This is a genomic window from Pseudoramibacter porci (assembly GCF_009696145.1).
In the GTDB taxonomy this organism is placed as follows: Bacteria; Bacillota; Clostridia; order Eubacteriales; family Eubacteriaceae; genus Pseudoramibacter; species Pseudoramibacter porci.
On sequence record NZ_VUMO01000002.1, the window covers coordinates 143,471 to 166,611 of the forward strand.

Consider the following 23,141-nt stretch of genomic DNA (forward strand, 5'->3'; position numbering starts at 1 on the left):
TCCTCTTGTCTTTTTCTCTTATGATACCCGATGAAACTGGGAAAAGAAAGCGTGCTATTTCAAAAAAGCCGCCCGTTTCTGCCACGGCTCTGTCATGGCTTTTCGAATTTCGACGTAGATTTCATAAAGCTTTTCATAGCGTTCGGTCTTCTTCGGATCGGGCAGGTAGGTTTTTTCGGCGAAGCAGCACGCCCGCTTAGCCTCTTCAAAATGGGCATAAACCCCGCCGGCGATCCCCGCCATCATCGCCGCGCCCTTGGCGCCGAATTCGTTACCCGCAGAAATGATCGTCTGCACCCCGAGGGCATCGGCGATCATCTGGGCCCAGGCTGCACTTTTAGCCCCGCCCCCGGCGAGATAGACCTTCGCGTTGGCGTCAAGCCCCCGCAGGCAGTCCTTGATGGACAAAGTCATCCCCTCATACACGGCGTGGATCAAATCCGCCCGGGTCGTCTGCGCACTGATGCCGAAAAAATTGGCTCTCGCGTGGGGATCGTAAAAGGGCGCCCGTTCCCCGGCCGCGCTGATGTAAGGATGGTAGATCACGCCGCCGCTGCCCACTGGCACATCCTGAATCATGGCTTCAATCTGGTCGAAATCCTGAGTCAAGGCCACTTCATTCAGGGCCCAGTCCAGATTTGGGGTTCCGTTCATCGCAGCCTGGAGGTTCATGAACAAATCCCCTACGGCGTGCTTGAGCCAGCGGGTCTGGGGCCCGCCGAAGTTACAGTCCGCCTTGTGGCGGAAGGTTTCTGTCGCGCAGGTGGTGCCGAGAATCGTGCACACGTCACTGACGCCGATGGCCCCGATGCCCACAGCAGTCGCTGCCACATCGATGGCCCCGGCAATGACCGGCGTTCCCGGATTGAGCCCCAGAGCTGCCGCGGCTTCGTCCGTGAGCGTCCCGGCCACATCGGCCGACGCCTGCACCGGCGGCACGAGGTCTGCGTAGCCTTCAAGCCCCAAAGCCTTGAATACGTTCCGGGCAGGCTGACCCGTCTGGGCGTCAAGAATGGCCGAGGTGGAACCGTCGCTGAAATCGCCTGCGAAAATGCCCGTCATTTTGTAACGAATCCAGTCCTTGCAGAACAGCATGTGGGCCGCCCGATCCAGGACGTCTTTGCGGTGGTCCGCCATCCACTTGAGGAGCACCATCTGGGTCCCTGTGAGCGGTGGCGACCCCGTCGTTTTGAACAACAGTTCTCCAATTTCCGGTCGGGTTTCAGTGATCGCCGCCACTTCGTCCACAGCGCGTCCGTCGCACCACAGAATGGCGTTCTGCACCGGCTCGCCGGCTTCATCCACGAGCCAGATCCCTTCCCCCTGTCCGGTGACACCGATGCCGGCAATGTCGTCTTTGGACGCCGGCCCGGCTTCGACCACCTGCTTGATACACACCGCGATTTTGTCCCAGAGCAGGCTCATGTTCTGCTCCACGCCCACATCGCCGACATAAATCGGTTCGTTTTCAATGGCTTCGGTTCGGATTTCCCGACCGAGGGTGTCAAAAAGCACCGCCTTGACGTTGGACGTCCCCGCATCAATTCCGATTAAATACTGCATGATTTTCCCCCTGATTTTGATGCTAAGATGTGAATGTTTTCATTATTAATTATACGCGGGTGCTTTTTATTTTGTCAATAAAATAGACGCTTATGATCTTTTTCAGATCACAAGCGTCTATTTTTTACAATATTTCTGATTTTAAGATTTACTTGATCAGGCCTTTGCCTTTCAAAATGGCTTCTACTGCTGCTACAGCTTCGTACACCATCCCGTCGCAGTGAACTTTCTTCGGCGTGCCTGTTTTGGCATTCGCGGCGAGGAGATGGGCGCAGTCGATGACGCCATCGTGGCCCGCCCTCATCCGGCGCATAAATTCGTGGGCATCGGCCGAATCTGTTGCCCCGCTGATGCCGAGAGCCATGAGCCCGCCGGTGACCGCGCCGCAAGTCAGCCCGGCGCACATCCCACTTCCGAAATGGGTCGCGACGGCATTAGCTTGTTCGGCTGTCAGCCCGGCGCGTTCAGCAAATGGGATCAGCACCGCCTGAGCACAGTTGTAATGCACGTTGGGATCGGCGCGAAGGACTTTAGCACGTTCTAAAACGGTTTGCATAATTATCTTCCTTTCTGATCGCTTCATTCGTTTTTTATCAGCATATCACGAGAAGCCACGAACCGCAAGGCTTTATGCGTTGCCAGCTTCGGTGTGCATCTCGCGCTTTTTCTGATACATCCGCTGATCGGCCAGACGGAAGAGCGCTGCGGCGGGAACCTCATCGGTGGCGGCCATGCCCCAGGCGATCTCTACCGGAATACCGTGATCCATGGTGTGCTTGCGCGCCGCAAAGGCTTCAAGCCGCTGTGATACATCCGCCGCGGCCGTTCCCACAAGGAGCACCAGGAACTCATCCCCGCCGATGCGATAGACCGTGCCGATCTCGCCGAAGACCTGCTCAATGGCTTCGGCGGCTGTTCGAATCAGCTGATCTCCAAATGCATGGCCCCACGTGTCGTTGGTTGCCTTAAGCCCATTGATGTCAAACATGATCAGCGTTGCGCCCGCTTCCGGTTTGACTTGATCCCAGTCTCGCTCGTAGGCGGCCCGGTTGCCCAGTCCCGTGAGCTCATCCCGGTAGGCGAGCTTCCGGTAGAGTTCGCTTTCTGTGAGCCGGTTCAGATCTTCCAAATATTGATTGAACCACGCATTCAGGCAGCCGATCGACAGCAAAAACACGCCCAAGCAAATAAGCCACGCGTATCCCCGCGAATTGGGATGCAGATAATAGGCCACCAGAGCCGCAATCTCGCATACAAAATAAACGATGCAGCCTATCCGAATTCCGTGATGGCCGGCGGCCTTGTCTTTTGAGAAAATCCGTATCACGATCATCATCATCACGATTAATAACACATGATTGGTGATCATGTACGGATACACAGAAACCAAACCCGTCGTGTGCAAGACCAATCCAACGGCCGCATTCAAAAGAAAAAGCATCCTCAGATTTCGTAGACGCCCTAATTTGGGCAGCAAAGTCTCGAGAAATTGCAGAAAGAAGACCGGCATTAAAAAGAATGCGAGCACGCTGACCATGGCCCCCCGGTTCACGTCAGCCGTCACCAGCTGCAGTATCTGGGAATCCGTCAGCGCCCAAACCCCGGCACACAGAAGAAATAAGGCGAGCTGAACTTGCGACGTCGGCTGTCTCTCGCCTCTGCGGCGCTTTTGGCGAAAGGCAGCGTATAAAATAAAGGCGGACGCACAGCTGAAGCACAAAAAGAAGATCAAGGCGTAGAGATTCGAAAAGAAAAGTCTGCGCTGCAGCGCCGCCTGGGAGCCAATCACCGAAGCGGCATTGAGGGTGGACAATACATCTGAATCCTGATCGCTCTCCTGAACCGTCAACCTGCCGCCGGCGCTTCCCTTTGGCAGGGGAATCCAGCGAAGAGCCGTTGCCGCGTCGTCGCCAGCACTTCTAAAAATCGTCTTGCCCCTCAGCTTGACCGCAAACTGTCCCCGCATGTAGCCCAGCTCCAGCACACTGCCCTCCGGCAGATCCTTGGGCAGTCTCACCGTACAGCCTTTTCCCTGCCGCGTCCAGGCGCCGTCAAGCTTAAGGATCGGCGATGTCTGGATCATCACGTTCGTTGAGTCAGGTTTCTGCCCGGCCAACAGGCACACCGCCAGCACGCCGATAATGAGCAGCAGAACGCAACGACCGATTTTTTCCCGCCGCTGTTCCGCCGCCGTGTCTTTTTTGTGTTCGTCAACGGTCCTGTTTTTTGTATTTCTGTCCATTCGCATCACCCCCCCTGCGCCTTCCGTTTGATGATTCCATTATACAACATTAAAAAAGATGGCGCATCCTGCATGCTGTGTGACAGAGGTGGCGCGAGGCGGCGTGTTCACGTTACAAAGCGCCCAAGTCTTGGGCGCCAATGGTGCGCTTCATCAGCATGTCTTTTTATTTTTTAGCTACGTCAAATTGGCCAATGACCGCATGACCAAATCAATATCTTGATTTTCCAACTCTTGAATAATGTGCAGATAGGTTTTTTGCGTCGTCGTCATACTGGCATGTCCAAGGCGTCTGGCCACGCTGCCGATAGATACGCCGGCAAACAATAAGATTGATGCGTGCGTGTGCCGAAGGCCGTGGACCGAAATGACTGGAATATTGAGTCTTCTGCAATGATGCGCCAAGCGATGGTTCACCGTTGAATTATAAATCGGCACATACCGCCCTTTTATCTTATTAACAAAAATCGGTTCTTCCGGCGGCAAGTCCCGCGTCAATTCGGCAAATTGCATGACCGTTTGCCAGTCAATTTGTATTTTCCTCACCGAAGACTTGTTTTTGGTCGGCATGAAACCGCCATGCTCTTTGTAATTCCACGTTTTATTGATAGACAAAAGTTGATGGGCAAAATCAAAATCCTTAGGCGTTAAGGCCAATGCTTCTGAAAAACGCATCCCGGTTTTAGCCACCAGCAGGATAAACCAATCCCAGTTCACCTCATTTGCCAGGTGAAGGCTGGTCAACAACGTATGCAATTCAAACTGATTAAGATATTTGGTTTTCTTCGCAGACGGAGTTTTACCTTTGATGATGATTTTCCGCGTCGGGTCGCGATCGATGAGCCCTTCGTCCACCGCATCCAAAATAGCGCCTTTCAATTGATGATGAAAATCCATCGTCGTCTGTCGCTCGTGAAACGCTGCGTAATCATTGATCATCTGTTGATAGACAATCCGTGTCATTTCGCAAAGCCGTAAATCCGGCACAAGGCGCTTCACCCAGGCCTGTGTCATTTTGTATTTTTCAAGGGTCACTTTTCGAATGGCCCCTTCTTTATAGATTTTCACCCAATTTTCATAATAATCCGCAAATAAATCTGTCGTTCTCGCTTCATTCAACATGACTTTCTCCTTTTTCATGCTGATGAAGCGCGGGCTGTTATTTTTCTTCTGGCTCTGGAATTTCTTTGCCCCCTGACAAAATAAAATCGGTCAATAGTTGATCGACGCGATTGTTGACGCGAAACATGGGCATTTGCTTTCCGTCAACCTCAGCAAAATACTGCTGTGCTTTTTCTTTGACGACGGTATTTTTTAACGAATCAAAACGACCGTATTCATTGATGTTGGCTTTGGTAACGTGCGTCTCTAAAAGATGATAAACTTTTTCTTCGTCAACCCCTAGATATCGATGCAGCCGCGCGACCTGATTGTTTTTCGCGCGTTTGGCGTATTGCGCAATATAATCCGATATGGTCTTTCCTTTTTCAAGCTGCACATCTCCCGCTTGAACGTCGTGTAAAAACAGGTTGGCATATTTTTGATCGTCCTGTGATAAGAACGCAAAGGATTGATGCAAAGCCTCTAAGGCTTGATCCAAAACCTCTTTTGGAACATTGGGCTGATCCAGCTTTTTCTTCCACTTTTCAAATCGCGTATTCATGTACTCGTAGTCAATTTGGCCCGTCCTTTGTTCAGTCAAATACGGGTCGATCGGAAAGGTGATTTCATCCCCGCCGTCATCATCTCCGGAAGGGTGACGCAATTCTTTGTACCGCTGCAGCAAAATATTGTATTTTTCTTGGGTCACGATCACTTCGATTTGCCGATCTTGGTTTTCCAAATCTTCGCCATCGACCGCACAGGGATAGACGTCTTTATCCCACACAAATCCTTGAATCTGAGCCGCTTGCAAATACGTCGAAAATTCCCGGAACAATTTGGCGAATTTAGCTTTGTCTGCGGTCTCTTTGGGCAGATGATCCAAATTGGGAATACCCGCATTGACAAAAACAGCCTGCATTTCTTTAAAGCTTAAATTCATGTGTGCAATATTATCCGGCAGATGATCTGCGAATAACCCTCTCGGGCGATCGCCAGAATACAGTTTCACCGCGTTTTCAATGTTGCGTTTCATGGTGTGGGGCATTCTATAATACCGGATGGAGCCGAAAGGCTTCTCATCGATTTTAAAAAGCCGATTGGTCCGAGAAAAGGCCTGGATCAAATTTTGATAGACCAATATTTTATCCAGATACAAAGTATTGATCCACTTGGAATCAAATCCTGTGAGCATTTGGTTGACGACAATCAAAAGGTCCAGTTCTTCCGCCTTCTTCATTCGCGTGTAGGGCCTTTTGTGCGCGAGCCGTGCTGACACGTCTTTTTTAAAACCCGCGTAGGTGCTGAGGCTAAAATGCTGATCGTATTGTTCATTATAATCGTCGAGCATCTCTTTTAAGCCGTCTTCTTTTGCGTTTGATTTTCTCCCGCCTGCATTATCAATGGTCGGATCAAACAAACCTGTCACTTTTAGTTCTGGTGCCTGCGCCTTGAATTTCTGATAGTATTGAGTGGCTTCTGGGATGCTCGACGTTGCGAAAATAGCACTGAATTGATGATTACGGCTGAGGGTTGGCCAGTTTTCAACGATGTCTGCCACCACCGCGTTCTGATATTCGTCGGTCATCCAGGCTTCTTTTCCAATATAGTCCTCGATTCCTTTTTGATAGGTGCCATCTTCCCGCCGGCTTCCGGCCATGAGCACTTCGGCAGCATTCATGTAGTGGTAATAGGTCTTTGACATGGTGGGATCGGCGAGCGCCTCGGCCTCGGACTGCGCACCGGATTCACAAAGGGCCACGCGTTTTCGCAAATCCTTATCGCGATACACCATGACCATTGTCGGATCAAAGCCCAGTACGTTTTTATCGCGAATGCCGTCTGCAATGCTGTAGCGGTGCAATTCATTGCCGAAAATATCTGCCGTGGTGTTGTGAAGTTTTTCATTTTCTTCAAAAACCGGCGTCCCGGTGAACCCGAAGAACAACGCGTTGGGAAATGTCGCTTTGATCTGGCTCAGCATCTCACCAAAAGTGGAGCGGTGACATTCGTCGACGATAAAGACGATGCGCTTGGCCTGCATGGCTTCCAAATCCTTGGTGTACATCTTGCTGGCGGCATCTTCTTTGATGTTGCTCATTTTCTGAATAGATGACACGATCAGCGTATTTTTCGGATCGGGACTTTTCAGTTTTCCGATCAGTGCCACTGTATCTTCTGTTTCCTGAACGTCATCGGCGTTATCGGCAAAAGCGCGGTACTCTTTGAAAGACTGCACTCCCAATTCGATGCGGTCCATCAGAAAGACGACTTTATCTGCGTCCCGCGAGTTGGCAATGATCTGCGCCGATTTAAATGACGTCATGGTTTTGCCGGAGCCCGTGGTGTGCCAGATGTACCCGCCGAGCTGTTTGCCCGCCGTCCAATCGTTTTCGGCCACAGTGTCCGAAATGCGCTGCGCCGCGTAAATTTGGTAGCTGCGCATGACTTTGAGCACACCGTCGGCCTTGTCCGCAACGGAATAGAGACCGACCAGCTGATGGGCCATTGGGATGTGCAGCAGGGTTCTCACAATTTCCCGCCAGTCCCCGATCGGTTCGTTGTTAAAATCGGCCCAATGAAAATAAAAATCCCGATTGAACTGACCGTCCGGCCCGGGATTGGCGAAATAGCGGGTCTCTTCCGGATTCATTGCAACGAAAATTTGAACAAGAGAAAACAATCCGGTAAATACGCCTTCGTGAGCGTACTTTTCAATTTGGCCGCAGGCTTCGGAAACCAGCACCCCGGACTTTTTAAGTTCGATGTGGAAGACCGGCATACCGTTGATGAGCAGCATCAAATCGCCGCGGCGGTCCTGAAGCACTTTGTCGTGCCGCGGGAATCTCGGCTGCTCCACAATTTGATAGCGGCTCTGGCCACCGCCATTTTCTCTGCGGTCATAAATCTTCAGGCTAACTTCTTTACCGTAATGCAGCTTGTCCTTTGGATTTTTACGTGTGATCGCAACGGTTTTGCCGTTGATGAAACTGTTTAGCGCCAAAGGCGTGCGCAGACTTTTGATCTGGTCGATCAACTCGTCCATCTCTTCACGGGTGAGCCGTTCGCCGTTGAGCCGGTCGATGACGTTATTGTTTTCAAACAAAATATCGGCCCAGTTTTGAATCAAATCCTCTTCTGTCGGATATTTAATCACATCTCTACCCCAGCCATTACGCTGGAGTTCAGCGATTAAAGCCTGTTCAAAGTCTGATTCTTTATCAAATCCAATCATTTTATTCTCCACTTTTTTAACGTTTGATTCTGTTTGTACTTTCGCTGATGAAGGGTGATAAGGTTGTCGAGTTCAGAGAAATACTGACCAATTTTCCTCTCTTCCTCTATTTCTGCTGATACCATAAACTCAGTATTTGATAAAAGATTCCAATCCGCGCGAGGCATTTTTGACCCCGATGACTGGTTTGCAATGTCATCAAATTTTTCTGTTTGAATCAGTCGAAAAAGGAAACTCTGATCAACATTAACAGGCTTCAAAACCCACCAATCACCTACTGCAACGCCACTAAAATCGGGGCTTAACCAGTTGTGTAGATAGGGACGGAGCTTTCCATATAGAACCTGACTTCCGTCAAAACCGATACCTGTTTTTTGAGTTTCTTTGAGCCTGACATCCTTATTTAAAATGCCAACCTCTGATACAACGTCTTCATATTCTACGCTCGGAAAATCTGTCGATGATTTCTTAGCAGCGGACTCTCTCTGCGCTATTTCAGAGAGCTTACGCTGTTCCCAAGAAAAAATTGTTTGCATTTCTTTGCCAATTTATACTTTCGCTGATGAAGGGTGATAAGATTATCCAAGCCCCTGAAAAATTCGGATATTATATCCTGTTCTGCCTTTTCAGGCATCACAACCGAAATAGATGTGTATTCTTCATATGAAATATTAAGAAGGCCATCCATTCTTGCCCCAGATGAAACAATTTTTCTGAGTTGCCCTTTTATCGTTTTTCCATTTAGCACCCGAGACAGAAATTCTGGATTCTCTGTATCAGTTGAAAAGCAGTGATAAACAAACGGAATCCGGGCGTTTTCCTCAGTTGTCAATGCAAAACAAGAACCATATGGGCGTAGCTTTGAAGCACCGTGATTATATGCCAATTCACCTTTATGAAGCAGGATATATTTCTTTAAACTCTGCCCAGCATTATCAGTAGAATAACGTTCTGACTGATTAATAAAGCCGTCATTTGCTGTTATCATCATCACCGGTGCATCCAAAGTTTCGTCTGTTCGAGTGACCTCTTTTACTATGCTCCCCAACTTACGCTGTTCCCAAAATATACATCAACAAAATTCTTTCAGAAGTTCATAAATTCATTAAATCGTATTACAATCTTTTAAATTTCGCTCTCACTCTAATTAATCGAAAGTATTTTCGCTTGTCCTCATCGATAATTCACAAATATATTATACAAACATCTTTTCAAGCATCGCTTTTTTAATGGTTTCAAGCTTTTTTAACTTTCGCTGATGAAGGGTGATAAGGTGGTCGAGGCTTACGAAAAAATCTCCGAGTGCTCTTTGTTCATCAATCAATGGCAATCTTACTGGTGTGTCCTTCACCTGTTCAATCGTGTAGTGAGCGATCGTTCCCGTATGAGAAATACTGGCGAGATATTCTCTGAATTCTTCACTAATAAAATATGTATACAGATATGTGCTGTCAAAATTAGCCGAATGCTTTATCCATATGAGATCGGCATCTTTCGAGTACAGAGGCTTATTGTCCGGCACAATATAAGGTATTCCGATACTGCCACCACCTGTTATCAAAATATCGTTTTGCTCTAATTTGCCAGACGACTTTGCCAACTTCTCATAAAGTTCAATCGAGATAAATGCCTTCTCATTTTCTATACCTTTGAAAGCAGAAACTACATCGCTTGACCTGAAAAACGGAATACCATCTTCAGCCCATTCTTCCTTATGGACGCGAGAAGCTGAAAGTACATTTGTCAGTTCGCCAACCTTACGCTGTTCCCAAGCGTCCGTAAAACCCTTGAATCTGATCTCCGGAACGACCTCGCCATCTTTTGGAAACATCTTTTCAAGCATTGATTTTTTGATATTTAATAGCTTTTTATGCTTACGCTGATGAAGGGTGATAAGGTGGTTTAACTCCTTAAAAAATGTGCCAATATTCTTCTGCTCAGCAATTGATGGCATACTGATAACAGTATTCAAAATGTTGTCGTTATAGAGTCTATTAATTGTGCTGCCTTCAATCCCTGCCCATTTCACGACGGAATAAAAACATTTCAAAAATGTATTATCAAGTCTATCATCGTGGCTTAACCATACGATATTTGAATCTTGAAAATATTCATTTTTCCCTGTAAATTCAACAGTTCTGCCAATACTACCAGAAGCAGATATTAGAATATCACCCTCTTTTGGATAAGGATACTTTGACCTATATTCAGCAAATAACTCTCTTGAAATATAAGCGTCAGCTTGTCCACCGAAAGTCCCAATTTTATAGAAAGGAATGTCGCCACTTTCGGAAGTCTGTTCTTTGAAAATACGGCGGCACATAGACACAGAGCCTACTTCTCCCAACTTACGCTGTTCCCAATCGTCCGTAAACCCTTTAAAACGAATTTCCGGCGCTTTTTTCGGTTGTGTCATCCTTATTCTCCCAAAAGCTTCTGCAACTCACGAATGGCGGCAAGATCGCTTTCTGGCGCTTCCAAATCGGAAAGCATGCTGGAAAGCGTCCGCTCGGTCTCGGCGATTTCCTTTTCCAAACCTTCAAAGGTGTCTGAATATTTATCGGCCAACGCCTGAACTTTTTGCGTCAGGTCTTTCAGCAAGTCGTGCGGTAATTGCGCGATACCACCGCAAATCGGCTCGAGCCACTTCGCTTCGAGCAAGGCATGCACCTGTTCGTCAGAAAGCGCCTCGATCGTCGCTTTTGTTTTCAAATGCAGGGCGTCATTTTTTTCTTTAATCTCTTTTTTGAGCGCCTTTTCTTCTTGATTAAGTTGTTTCACCCGCGTCAACTGGGTAATCAACGCGGCGTTCTCTTCTGAATCTTCTTTCAGCATTTTAAGGGTCGTGGCGAGATTCTTCATGACAAACGCATCGTTGGTGTCATTGAGCGCATCCCCCAGATTTTGCTTCTCTTCTTCGCTCAGTTCCTCTAAAATCGTTTCATATTCTGAAGGGATATCCTGCAGCCTGGCGTTCTGCGTTTCAAGATGCTGTAAATCTTCTGAAAGCAGCTGTTTCTGGACCAAGTCAAAGGGCAGGATGTGGCCCTTCCATCCTTCCTGGACTTCTGTATCCCGTCCCCGTTTCTTTTTCACAACCATGTTGGGATCAACCTGTTTCACCGCGGCCATGCCCTCGGTCTGGATCAATTCCAAATCGCCGGCAATCTGATCGTAATGGGTTTTGAAAATTTCGTAGGCTTCGTAGGGATCAACCAAAGGAATCTGCTGAAACCGGTCAAAGATCGCCTGCGCGATGGCATCTTCTGCCTTGGGGATAGATGCCGTCTCCGCCTGATCAATGAGCTGATGGGACAGCTGAGCGCGAAAACCGTCAAAGGCCTGTGTGTAGTGAGCGTAAAAGGCTGATACGTCGGCATTCGCTGTAATAACGGCCTTCATGTCGTCTGTTTTGATCGTCGCATAGTGGCCATCGCTCGAAAACAACGCGTCTTTCAAAGACGGGAAAACCTGCCAATATGCCCTAAATTGAGCCAATTCCGTCTCTGGAATGCCGCCGAACATCGACGCGTAAAGATCCCAGCTTTCAGAATCCGCCGACGAATCGACATAACGCGGAATATTGAGATTGTAGTCGTTTTGGCGAATTTCTGCTTTGCTCACACACCGTGCGTATTTCGGCACATCTTTCCGGCTGGCGACCGTATCCACAATTTTTCGGATGTCACAGGCGCGCAATTTGTTGTTCTTGCCTTCTTTGATAAATCCCTTGGCGGCATCGACAATCAAAACGTCGGTATCTTCGCGTTTCTGGCGCAGCACCATGATAATGGTCGGAATACCCGTGCCAAAAAAGATATTGGCCGGCAGGCCGATAATGGCGTCAATGTTGTTGTACTCAATAAGGTTTTTGCGAATTTCGCCCTCTTCGCCGCCCCGGAATAAAACCCCGTGGGGCAGCACAATGGTCATGATCCCGTCGGGCTTAAGGTGATATAAGTCATGCAGCAAAAAGGCGTAGTCGGCTTTGGATTTTGGCGCGATGCCGTACCGGGCATAACGGGGATCATTGTCTTTCCCAGAGGGATCCCAGCGCTGAGAATAGGGCGGATTGGAAACCACTGCATCGACGTAGAGGGGATCGTAGGTCCCCGCCGGGTCGGACTCATCAAAATAGGGCCAGTCCTCTTCCAAGGTGTCCCCGTTGCGGCAGACAATATTGTCCGGCAAAATCCCGCGCATCACGAGGTTCATCCGCGTCAAATTGTAAGTATTCGCTTTGAGTTCCTGCGCGTAATAGCGAATGCGGTTTGGATCATCCATGTATTTGGCAATGGCGTGGCCGATATTGATGAGCAGCGAACCCGAGCCAGAGGTCGGATCGTAAATTTTGATTGCTTCTCTGTCTTTTAAATGATTCGCAATAATCTCTGACATCAAAAGAGAGACTTCGTGCGGGGTATAAAATTCTCCAGCCTTCTTCCCCGCATTGGCAGCAAACTGGCCGATCAAATACTCGTAGATAAAGCCAAGGACATCGTAATCCTGCTGACCGTCCATCGGAATCTCGTTGATCAAATGAATCAAATCGCTGACGGCCTTCGTCTGTGTTTTCGTGTTCTCGCCTAATTTAGACAGCCCGGTTTCCAGGGTGTTGAAAACGCCTTCGAACACCTTCTGATGGGAAGGTGAGATCAGACGGGCAAAGGAAGAGAGTGCCGTCCGCACATTGTCGACACTGAAATCCGGCCCCATCTGAATCCAGGTGGAAAACAAATCAGCGTACGCGATAAAATAGCCAAGACTTTGCTGGGCGCTGGCGACGGTCTCCGTATCCTCTTCATTGACGTATGCTTGAATATCTGCCGGCGTGTAATCCCGTGCAAGGAGCCAATGCTCTTCCTTTTCAGAAAGATATTTATAAAAAATAAAACCTAAAATATAATCTTTATATTCGTTCGCTTCAATTTTGGACCGCATACGGTTCGCGGATTCCCATATTTTTGAAGCCAGCTGCTGTTTATTCATCATAACCCCTTCTCTTTTGACATATTAATTTATTATATCATGTCCGTCGATTATACTTGTATGATAATTTCTGCTTGATTTTACATTCAGCCATACAAAAAAGCGATAGAAGGGCTAAGCCACTCTATCGCCGTTTTACACTTTCGGCTGCCATCGCGCCGTACCGCGTTTACCTTTTATGATGTTTTACAATAAAATCCAGATTAAAGGGCCAGCCCTCCACCTTGCCATCGTGTTCAGAAAAATCCAGCTCCATATGATTTTCCTGGGCGGCGCGTAAAAGGGCATTGTGCACGTCCAGCAAATCGAATAACGTTAAATCCGTATATCCCAACTGGTGCGCCAAACGAGCCGTCGTCGTCCTGCTGCCGTTTTCGTACCCACGCAATACGTCGACCATGGCATCGGCTATGGCCTGTAAATCAGCCTGCTTAAATATAGCCTTCATTTCGATTTCCCCCTTCGCGTTCATGCCGTGTTTGAATCATTTTATCATGAAAGATTTTTAATTGGGTGCGCTCCGTGGACACAGTTGGAGTCGACTTATGATGCTCTTTTCATTATCCTTACACAAAAAATGCGAACCTGTTGGAAATCCCGACCGGTTCGCGGTGCAAAATCAAAGAAGGTTTAAATCAATGCGATATGTATTTTTATGGCCATCTTTCTCCAAGACAATTGGATACCCTGATTGTATAAGGCGGTTTATATTGCGCTTAATGGTCTGTGGATTCTTTTCCATAAGAATAGCAAGTTCCTGTGCAGTGAAAGGCATAATCGAAAACAATGCATTCTGGACTAAATAGAACAAAAGCCTTTTCTGCTCATTATTTATATCATATTCCTTGATCATATCAGAATATTTATTCAGCAACTCCGTTCCGCCTTGTACTTTATCCAAAATTTCATCGATTGAATCATTGATGATCTCCATAAAAGTTAAGACAAATGGTGTAATATCGCCTGAATTTATTTTATCATTGCATGTTTCAAAAGCATCATAATAACGTTTTTTCCTTTTTTGGATGATATAAGACAAGTGATATGAGATGATGCTGTCAAAGGACTGCGATAAGAGATAACTGCTAATAAAGCGGTTCAATCGTCCATTGCCGTCATAAAACGGATGGATGTAACCAATATAATAATGTAAAATAGAGATTTTAATACACGCGGGAATATTCAATTTTAAAACGGATAGTGCCTGATCCATTGATTGAATAATTGCTTCTTCTCCTGAAATACCAGTATGAATGGTTTCTCCACTTGCATCAACAACGTAGACATCTTTCATTCGGAATATTTGGCCATCCGGGAAATCTGCTTCGTTAATTTCCGGCAAGATAATCTCATCATATAATGCCCGAATATCCTGTGCAGAGGACAAAGAGATCATTTCATCTGAATTAAATTTAACGTACTTGTTTACAATTGAGGAAAAACGTGTATAATTATCCACTTCTCCTGTAGTCTGCAGAAGATCATAAGCTTTCTTTATTTCCTTCTGGGTACTACGAACTCCCTCAATGTCATTGGAATAATGAATTTCATCAATTAAGCAACTGATTGCGTAGAGTTCTTTAGCCGATCTCGGCAAAGCGTTATATAAATTTGATATTTTTGTTTCTTTTTTATTAATTGTTTCAATTAAATTTATCGCATTTATATCTGGAACATAAAAAGAAGGTTGATGGTGAATCATAAGTGGTAATTGAACCGTTTCAAGGCTATTTGCCCGATGATCCTTCTCAGTTTTGTAATGATCTTTATCTTCGTACCATATGGATTTAAGTGTCCGATATTTCATAATATTTTTTCTTCCCTTTTACCATGATATTTCACTTAAATCGTCACAGTTGTTTTTTATCCGTGACACTTTCGGTCAAATCGTCACAGTTATTTCTCTAACCGTGACATTTTCGGTCAAATCGTCACAGTTATTTCTCCAACTGTGACATGTTTTCCTTTTCGAATCATGAACATATATAAAAAAAGCGCTAGACCGTTTCGGTCTAACGCATACTCTCAAATGGTGGGCCATCAGGGACTCGAACCCTGGACACCCTGATTAAGAGTCAGGTGCTCTAGCCAACTGAGCTAATGGCCCTCGCAAATTACTTAGCTATTATAGCAATTTCACATACGCTTTGCAAGGGTTTTTTTAAATTAATTTTCGCCCAGCCGAGAATTCAGCTGGGCGCCTGCCGTTACAATTTAATTTTCTGGCTGATCGCCTTGCCGGTTTCCGTTCCGGCCAGACCGCCAATCCCCGTTTCTTTAATATCGGGATCCATATTTTTACCGATGGTGCGCATGGCGTCGATGACTTCGTCCGGCGGAATCTGACTCTTGACGCCGGCCAGAGTCATGTCTGCTGAAATGACCGCGTTGACGGCACCGAGAGCGTTGCGCTTGACACAGGGCACTTCCACAAGTCCGGCGACTGGATCGCAGGACAATCCCAAAAGCCCCTTGAGCGCCAGGGCCGCCGCGTTGGCAATGGCCGCTGCATCGCCGCCGTACAAACTTGTCAGCGCACCGGCCGCCATCGCCGAGGCCGCACCGATTTCCGCCTGGCAGCCACCGGCTGCTCCGGCGAGAAACGCCCGTTCCCCGATCACGCCGCCGATACCCCCTGCGACGTACAGCGCCTTGACCAGATCATCTTCTGTGAACCCTGCTTGCTCGGCCACAGCGATCAACACCGCGGGCACCACACCGCAAGAACCGGCCGTCGGTGCCGCGACAATCCGGCGCATACAGGCGTTGGACTCACCGACTTTGAGCGCAATTTCCATGACGCGCCCCATCAAATCGCCGCAGATCAGCTTACCGGCTTTCCGCCGTTTTTCAATTTTTGCCCCTTCGCCGCCGACCAGACCGCTGGCGGACGTCCGTCCCGCGTCGTAATCCGCAACTGAATCGGTCATGGCTTTCAGCGTCGCACGCATGGCCTCAAAGGACTCTTCCGGGTCGACCGCATTTTCCGTGCAGCTGTCTTCCTGGACAATCTGCCAGAAGGGCTTCCCTGTCTTTTGTTCGGTCTCGATAATATTTTTCAGTGCATCAATCATGCGTGCCTCCTTGACGATTGGTTTGAATCCGATCATCCGCAATGTCTTCCAGTAAGCTTAAATACGTCACCTTTTCGACGCCCTCCAGCTTTTTAAGCCATGTGAGCGCGCCAGCCGGCACTTCCTGATCGCATTCCAAGACCATGACCGCGTGGCCGCCTCGGCCAGAGCGGTAAAGCTGCATCGTCGCGATATTGACCAATTTGTGCGCCAGCATGGACGTGACCTCTGAGACGTGCCCCGGCTGGTCGAGATTGTGGACAATGAGCGTCGGATAATCCCCCGAGAAATTAGCGGTCAGGTGGTCCAGCTCCTGAATGACAATGCGGCCGCCGCCAATGGAGGACGCCACGATCTCAAGCCGTTTATCGTTCACCCCGGTCAGCTCCAGCTTCGCCGAGTTGGGGTGGGCGTCATCCCCGAGATCTGCTTCGTAGAAATCAAAGTCCAAGCCAATCGTGCGTGCGATGTCGAAAGCATCTGGAATCCCCATATCGTCCACATCCATCCCGAGGAGTCCAGCGATCAGCGCCTTGTCGGTGCCGTGTCCCCGCCCAGTGGCTAAAAACGAGCCGTATAGCCCGATGTGGGCGGCCGCAACGTTCTCACCGAGCAGGCGCCGACTGACCTTGCCGATGCGCACGGCCCCAGCCGTATGCGAACTCGAGGGGCCGACCATCACCGGCCCGATAACATCCATGACGTTCATACTGATTTCCCTTCTATGCGCTCATTTACCATTATTGATAACATAAAAAACGCACTGGTCCACCTTTTCGAGAAAATTGCCCGCTTTGGCAAACCGTGCGTTTCGCTTTTTAATTTTTCATGACGACCTGTCCCCTTCATCCATGGTGACGATCCTTTTTTAATGTTTTTATCTTACTGTTTACAATCCCAATTGTCAAGAAAGGCGCCGATCTAAAGATTATGAAAAAATATAATTCCGTATTGACAAATACCCCAAGGCGGTATATAGTGGGACCAATCAAACACCCTGTAGGGGTATTGATGGAATCCAAAGCTCATGAATAACACGATAGAAAGGATAATCATCATGGCAGAACAATACGATATTACCGGCATGTCCTGTGCCGCATGCCAAAGCCGTGTCGAAAAAGTCGTCGGCCAATTGCCCGGCGTCGACAGCGTCGCGGTCAGCCTGTTGACTAACTCCATGCGCGTCGAGGGCAGTGCCAGCGAAGCGGACATTGTCAAGGCCGTCGAAGATGCCGGCTACGGCGCGAAACGCCGGGATTATGCCCAAAACAACCAGGGGATCAGCGCGAGTGCGAAGCTCGCCGCCGAAGAAGCGGCCCTCGAAGACAAAACCACCCCGCTGATGGTCCACCGCCTGGCCGCTTCCGTAGCCGTGCTGCTGGTCCTTATGTATTTCTCAATGGGGGTGCACATGTGGCATTGGCCCGTGCCGGCGTTCATGGTCGGCAACCACGTAGCCATGGGCCTGATGCAGATGCTGTTGACCATCGTGGCCATGATCATTAATCGCAAATTCTTCGTCTCCGGATTCAAAAGCCTGTTCCACGGCGCACCCAATATGGATTCGCTGATCGCCATCGGTTCCGGCACCGCCTTCGGCTATTCGACCGTCATGCTTTTTTTCATGACCTTCGTTCAAGTTCACCAGGGCAGCGGCGCCGCCATGGCCGTCATGAACGACTTTTATTTTGAATCCGCCGCGATGATCCTCACCTTGATCACCATCGGCAAAACCCTGGAATCCTATTCCAAGGGGCGCACCACCGACGCACTGAAAAGTTTGATGAAGCTCGCGCCGAAAACGGCCAACGTCATCCGAGACGGCGAAGAAATCACCATCGGTATCGATGACGTCGTAAGCGGCGATATCTTCGTCGTTCGCCCCGGTGAAAACATCCCGGTCGACGGCGTCGTCGTCGAAGGCGCAAGCGCCGTTAATGAATCCGCCCTGACCGGGGAAAGCATCCCCGTCGACAAGGCAGTCGGCGACGCGGTCACCTCTGCGACACTGAACCAAAGCGGTTTTCTCAAATGCCGGGCGACGCGGGTCGGCGAAGACACAACCTTGGCGCAGCTCATCCAGATGGTCAGCGACGCCGCTACCACAAAGGCGCCGGTCGCCAAGCTGGCCGACACGATCTCCGGAGTCTTCGTCCCCGTAGTCATCGCCGTTGCGGCGGCGGTCACGGTCATTTGGCTGATTCTCAGCAGCGGCGACATCGGCCTGTCGCTCCAAAGAGGGATCACGGTTCTCGTGGTGTCCTGCCCCTGCGCCCTCGGCCTGGCCACGCCCGTCGCCATCATGGTCGGCAACGGCATGGGCGCCAAGAACGGCATTCTGTTCAAAACGGCAGAATCCCTCCAGGAAACGGGAACGGTGCAAATCGTCGCTTTGGACAAAACCGGCACGATCACCAACGGCGAACCGAAGGTCACCGATGTGCTCCCCGCTGAAGGCGTGAGCGCCGAAACGCTGATCGCCAAAGCCGCCGCCCTCGAAAAGAAAAGCGAACATCCGCTGGCCAAAGCGGTGCTGGCCTACGCAGAAGAGCAACAGACACCATTCAGCGACGTCACAGCATTTACGGCCCTTCCGGGCAACGGGCTGACTGCTGTCTTAAAGGGCAAAACCCTTTCCGGCGGGAACCGCACGTTTATTGCTTCCGTCACGTCTCTCGACGCCGAGACCACAGCCGCTGCAGAAAAATTGGCCGCACAAGGCAAAACGCCGTTGTTTTTCGCTGAAGACGGCCGGCTCCTCGGCATCATCGCCGTGGCCGACACGATCAAGGCGGATTCAGCCGAAGCGATCCGCCAAATGCAGCAAATGGGCATCCATGTGGTCATGCTCACCGGCGACAACCAGCGAACAGCTGAAGCCATCGGCGCCCAGGCCGGCGTCGACGAAGTCGCCGCCGGGGTTTTGCCCGAAGGGAAAGAAGCCATTATCCGCGCGCTGCAGCAGCACGGCAAGGTGGCCATGATCGGCGACGGCATCAACGACGCCCCGGCTCTGACCCGCGCCAACATCGGTATCGCCATCGGCGCCGGCACCGACGTCGCCATCGACGCGGCCGACGTCGTCCTGATGAAGTCCAACTTGACCGACGCGGCCGCCGCCATCCGACTGTCCCGTCAGACTTACCGCGACATCGTCGAAAATCTGTTCTGGGCGCTGATTTACAACGTCCTCTTGATTCCGCTGGCCGCCGGCGCCTACAGCCATTGGGGCCTCGCGATGAGCCCGATGTGGGGCGCTGCCGCCATGAGCTGCTCCAGCGTCTTCGTCTGTCTCAATGCCCTGCGGCTGAACCTCTTCAAGGTATACGACACCCGGCACGACAAACCGAAGGCAAACGCCCTGCCTGCCGACACCGTCTTAATCGACAGATCAGAAAAGCCCGAAGCCTCGCCGAAAGCGCAAGCCGGTGCTGTCGCCAAAGCGACGGTCACCATTGAAGGGATGATGTGCGGCCATTGCGAAGCCACCGTCAAGAAAGCCCTGGAAGCCCTGCCCCAGGTCGACGACGCCGTCGTCAGCCACGAAAAGGGCACGGCCGTCATCACTTTGAACGCGCCCATCGACACCTCAACGTTAAAAGCCACCATTGAAGACAAAGACTACACCTTCGTCCGCGTCGACAGCGAAGGCTGAGACCGCAGTAGCTTATCGATCAACCGTAAAAAATCCGGCGGGAGACCTCCCGCCGGATTTTTATTTATCTTCAAGTTAATCGAAATTTTTCTCAAAAGCCGGTTTTTCTTCCTCCGGCACGAGGGTGAGGTGCCCCGAACGGGCCACCGCCTGCACCCGGGTTTCCACGTAGCGCCAGCGCCAACCGATTTTCTGCTGAATGTCTTCGTCGGTCACGTCGGTGTGAATGGTCTCGGGCCCTTGGCTTTCAGCCTGGTGCTGGGCGATCTGCCCGGCTTCTTTTCGGGCAAAGGCCACCGCCTCATCCTTGTCCTCAAAAAAGACGGACCGGCCGCCGACGTGCGCCACATACCCTTCTGTCGCCTCGTCGGGACGAACCAGAGCTTCCACACGTTCTTCGATGGCCGCCGTCGCCGCGCCGACAGCGTTGGCCACCTCGAAATGTTCAGGGACAAGAATGTCCCGGTGCACGTCCGCTTCGTTTTGAACCAGGGTGTACCAGGTTTTGGCCGGTGCGCCGATGGCAATGACCGGCAGCTTCGCGTCCTCCCCTTCGCTGTAATCCGCTTCGTTAAAGACCCGCGCCACAATGCGGTCCACCACAAGGGCCTTCGCCTGACTGAGGTAATCCGCCGCGTCTGCTCCAGCGCGCCGGCTCTGAAACTGGAGCGCGTATTGGGACGCCGCAGTGTCCCACTGGGTCAAACTGCCATCCGCGCAGAGCAAATCGGTCGGCGTTAAATCTTCCTTTGCACCGCCGCGGCAAGCTGGCGGCACGCGGTGGGTCGTTAAAACCGGCGCCCCGGCGTCGGGATAAATTTCCGTGTCGCCGCCGAGGCCAAAAGTCGAAAGCTTCGCCGAATCTACCTGAGTCTGCCACTGCCCGACCTTCGCGCCGACTGGCGACAGCGTCAGGCTGTGATGGCGCACCACGCCGGTGTCTGTCGTCGTACCGCCCATGTCGGCAACAATACCGCTGTCGGTTTTCGCGAGCACCATCGCGCCGAGAATGCTCGCCGCCGGACCGGACAAAATCGTCTCAATCGGTTTGCTCGCAATGGTCTCGAGACTCGCAAGCGCCCCGTCACCCTTGACGAGATAAACCGGCGCCGCAATGCCGCGTTCGGCCATGGTTTCGCGCACCGCCTGGACAAATCCCTCGATAATCGGAATCAGGCTCGCGTTGAGCACTGTCGTCACCGTCCGGTCGTGATAGCCGAGTTTCGAAGACAACTCATGACCGCAGACCACGGGCATTTTCGAATGACAGCGGATCACTTTTTTCACCGCAAGCTCGTGGGCGTTGTTGCGCACACTCATCATGCCCGAAACCGCAATGGCTTCCACCTTTGGCAGCATCTGCGTGACCGCTTTCTCAATTTCGTCCGGATCCATAGGCTCGGTCTCCCGCCCTTTGATGTTGATTTTTCCAGTGATTTGCGCCACTTGATCGGTCGGCAGATCGCCTTTTGGCCTTGAGCCGATGAGAATCAGCCCCGTCGGGCGTCCCTGCCCCTCGACAATGGCGTTGGTCGCCAGCGTCGTCGACAAGACGACTTTTTCGATTTGAATGTCGGACAGCTTTGCGCCGCTCACTGGGCGCAGGCTGTCAATGCTGTGGTGGATGCCGTTTTTAAGATCCTGCCGCGTCGTCGGTGCCATCCCCTTCGCGACCACGGTCTCGGTCAGCGGGTCGTAGAGTACGGCGTCGGTCGTCGTGCCCCCGGTGTCAATACCGAGGACGCAGGCCGCGGGCTTTTTTTCTTTTGTCATATGTTCCTTTCTGTGAATGCGCGTTTAAGGTTTGCAAATGCCGCAGGGTGAATACCCTTGATTGATCAAATCGGAGCGTTTGGCATTGACCGTCTGTTTGTTGGCCTGCGCCATGTGGGCAACGCCGGAGCAATCCGGTTTGTGAAATTTCTTATTCCGTTTATTGATGACGTAAGTCTGAACCGTGTCGTCCTGACTGCTTGTCGCCGAGGTGTCCGCGGTGCTGCTGTTCGACGGGCTCGCGCTATCCGTGCTCCCGGAACCGTCCGCGCGGGTGTAGCCCGTCGCGTAGTCAATGGTCACGCCGGGCTCGACGTTGTAGCAATAGACGTTGAACAGAATGCCGTCGCCTTTATCTTCGACGGATTCCCCCTCCATCTGGACGCCGCGGGCCACAAGTTCGTTGCCCTGGAAAATCGGCGTCACGCGGTAGATCACGTGATGACCGGTTTCCTTGACGTAATCGGCCACCATGTTTTCAAAGGGGAGCATGCCGTCGACGTTCATCGACCGCGTACCCGTAATCAAGTTCTTTTCGTTGGCGTTTTCGGCCGTCAGCTCGTGGGCGATCAGGTGGCAGCGGTTGTACACCATTTTGCCGTCCACAAAATCGTAACGCGCGTTGTGCCAGCCCGTCGGTTTGACTTCGCTGATGCTGCCGCGTTTTTCGCCCGCCTTAGGCATGGTGTCCCTGCCGATGCAGGCCATCGCAACGCCGCAGCGCCCCAGGCTGTCAAGATCGCTGTAATGCTCGTAGGATTTGGTGGTCAAATCACTGTCGGTAAAGTTCGGCTTGTTGCCGTTTAGCGCGACGTAGGGGTCCCCCGAATAATTCGGGATTTGGCTCAGATCCGCCGCTGTCTTTGCATTGACCTGGGTCGTGCGCTTCGTGACCGGATTTTTCAAATCAAAGGATTGAGATCCCGCCGCGCCGCCACAGCCGGACAACACCAGCACGGCGCTGAGCACAATGCCGACGGCGAGCCGGTGCCAAAAAACGTTTGTCTTATTTTTCATCTCGTGTACACTTCTTCTGTGATCGTGTCGTGAGATGTCCCGGCGAAGACTTGCTGCGCGGTCAGGTTCCACCCCTTGGGCGCAAGCGGATAAGTGCAGATCAAATCGGCCGGATAAACTTTATCCCACCGGTAAATGATCAGCCGCTCGATGCTGGCGTCTACGTCGAGAAGCGCTTCGCTCGACGCAAATTCTGCCACAGCGATCTCGCCTTTTCCGGCTTTCTTTAAAAAATCGGTGTCGGCTCGAAAAGTGACGCCTTCCTGCCCGTCAAACAAGGCTTCAGTTTTCAGCGTTCCCCAGAAACATTTCCCGGGAAATAACTGTCTTAATCGGTCGATGACAGCACTATCCCGGGTTTGCCGCCTGTGGTTAAAGGCCATGCCGTTTTTCGGGTCGAGAAACATCACGAGGATCACAAAAATTCCCTTCTTTCTTTAAATTTTCACGATCACACTATACCACAACACCCAAAAAAAGCCAACGGCTAGA

Annotated in this window: 17 protein-coding genes and 1 tRNA gene; 1 reads left to right on the plus strand and 17 read right to left on the minus strand. The window is 50.7% G+C overall.

Annotated elements, in window-relative coordinates; translation table 11 throughout:
• Positions 1-54: 54 nt before the first annotated feature.
• The 14 genes from FYJ52_RS02400 to sdaAB form a co-directional block, all read right to left on the minus strand.
• A complete protein-coding gene (locus FYJ52_RS02400) occupies positions 55-1,563 on the minus strand; it encodes an FGGY-family carbohydrate kinase (RefSeq protein WP_154575660.1) in 1,509 nt (502 codons plus the stop codon).
• Positions 1,564-1,711: 148 nt separating this feature from the next.
• Positions 1,712-2,119 carry a C-GCAxxG-C-C family protein gene (locus FYJ52_RS02405; protein WP_154575661.1) on the minus strand — a complete coding sequence of 136 codons (408 nt, stop codon included), beginning with the start codon at positions 2,117-2,119 and terminating at the stop codon, positions 1,712-1,714.
• Positions 2,120-2,191: 72 nt separating this feature from the next.
• On the minus strand, positions 2,192-3,805 hold the full coding sequence (locus tag FYJ52_RS02410) for a GGDEF domain-containing protein (RefSeq protein ID WP_205960736.1): 1,614 nt from the start codon (positions 3,803-3,805) through the stop codon (positions 2,192-2,194).
• A gap of 177 nt (positions 3,806-3,982) precedes the next feature.
• Positions 3,983-4,927: a site-specific integrase gene (locus FYJ52_RS02415; RefSeq protein WP_154575663.1), complete on the minus strand. Its 945-nt coding sequence runs from the start codon at positions 4,925-4,927 to the stop codon at positions 3,983-3,985.
• Positions 4,928-4,964: 37 nt separating this feature from the next.
• Complete coding sequence (locus FYJ52_RS02420; protein ID WP_154575664.1) at positions 4,965-8,141, minus strand: type I restriction endonuclease subunit R, EcoR124 family; 3,177 nt, start codon at positions 8,139-8,141, stop codon at positions 4,965-4,967.
• Positions 8,138-8,677, minus strand: a complete 540-nt coding sequence (locus tag FYJ52_RS02425) for a restriction endonuclease subunit S (RefSeq protein WP_154575665.1) — start codon at positions 8,675-8,677, stop codon at positions 8,138-8,140. Before FYJ52_RS02425 ends, FYJ52_RS02420 begins: the two co-directional genes overlap by 4 nt.
• Positions 8,632-9,132 (minus strand): restriction endonuclease subunit S domain-containing protein, encoded by a 501-nt coding sequence (locus tag FYJ52_RS02430; protein WP_205960737.1) that lies wholly within the window; start codon positions 9,130-9,132, stop codon positions 8,632-8,634. Before FYJ52_RS02430 ends, FYJ52_RS02425 begins: the two co-directional genes overlap by 46 nt.
• A 204-nt stretch (positions 9,133-9,336) precedes the next feature.
• The gene (locus tag FYJ52_RS02435; RefSeq protein WP_154575667.1) at positions 9,337-10,557 is read right to left on the minus strand and encodes a restriction endonuclease subunit S; all 1,221 of its coding nucleotides are present in this window, start codon (positions 10,555-10,557) and stop codon (positions 9,337-9,339) included.
• A gap of 2 nt (positions 10,558-10,559) precedes the next feature.
• Positions 10,560-13,133, minus strand: a complete 2,574-nt coding sequence (locus FYJ52_RS02440; RefSeq protein ID WP_408003681.1) for a type I restriction-modification system subunit M — start codon at positions 13,131-13,133, stop codon at positions 10,560-10,562.
• A gap of 166 nt (positions 13,134-13,299) precedes the next feature.
• Positions 13,300-13,578 (minus strand): hypothetical protein, encoded by a 279-nt coding sequence (locus FYJ52_RS02445; protein ID WP_154575668.1) that lies wholly within the window; start codon positions 13,576-13,578, stop codon positions 13,300-13,302.
• Positions 13,579-13,749: 171 nt separating this feature from the next.
• On the minus strand, positions 13,750-14,937 hold the full coding sequence (locus FYJ52_RS02450) for a Fic family protein (RefSeq protein ID WP_154575669.1): 1,188 nt from the start codon (positions 14,935-14,937) through the stop codon (positions 13,750-13,752).
• A gap of 223 nt (positions 14,938-15,160) precedes the next feature.
• Positions 15,161-15,237: transfer RNA gene (locus FYJ52_RS02455), tRNA-Lys, on the minus strand.
• 100 nt (positions 15,238-15,337) lie between these two features.
• On the minus strand, positions 15,338-16,204 hold the full coding sequence (sdaAA, locus tag FYJ52_RS02460) for an L-serine ammonia-lyase, iron-sulfur-dependent, subunit alpha (RefSeq protein ID WP_154575670.1): 867 nt from the start codon (positions 16,202-16,204) through the stop codon (positions 15,338-15,340).
• Entirely contained in the window at positions 16,197-16,913 is a 717-nt protein-coding gene (sdaAB, locus tag FYJ52_RS02465; RefSeq protein ID WP_154575671.1) for an L-serine ammonia-lyase, iron-sulfur-dependent subunit beta, read from the minus strand. Before sdaAB ends, sdaAA begins: the two co-directional genes overlap by 8 nt.
• A gap of 348 nt (positions 16,914-17,261) precedes the next feature.
• Here sdaAB and FYJ52_RS02470 point away from each other — a divergent pair, with 348 nt between their 5' ends.
• A complete protein-coding gene (locus FYJ52_RS02470) occupies positions 17,262-19,859 on the plus strand; it encodes a heavy metal translocating P-type ATPase (protein ID WP_154575672.1) in 2,598 nt (865 codons plus the stop codon).
• A 75-nt stretch (positions 19,860-19,934) separates the two neighbouring features.
• On the opposite strand, the gene FYJ52_RS02475 is transcribed toward FYJ52_RS02470, so the two are convergent.
• From FYJ52_RS02475 to FYJ52_RS02485, 3 genes are read right to left on the minus strand one after another with little or no spacing between them, the layout of a single operon-like run.
• The gene (locus FYJ52_RS02475; RefSeq protein WP_154575673.1) at positions 19,935-21,632 is read right to left on the minus strand and encodes a hydantoinase/oxoprolinase N-terminal domain-containing protein; all 1,698 of its coding nucleotides are present in this window, start codon (positions 21,630-21,632) and stop codon (positions 19,935-19,937) included.
• A 24-nt stretch (positions 21,633-21,656) separates the two neighbouring features.
• A complete protein-coding gene (locus FYJ52_RS02480) occupies positions 21,657-22,649 on the minus strand; it encodes a DNA/RNA non-specific endonuclease (protein ID WP_154575674.1) in 993 nt (330 codons plus the stop codon).
• On the minus strand, positions 22,646-23,068 hold the full coding sequence (locus FYJ52_RS02485; RefSeq protein ID WP_154575675.1) for a hypothetical protein: 423 nt from the start codon (positions 23,066-23,068) through the stop codon (positions 22,646-22,648). Before FYJ52_RS02485 ends, FYJ52_RS02480 begins: the two co-directional genes overlap by 4 nt.
• Between the last annotated feature and the right edge of the window lie 73 nt (positions 23,069-23,141).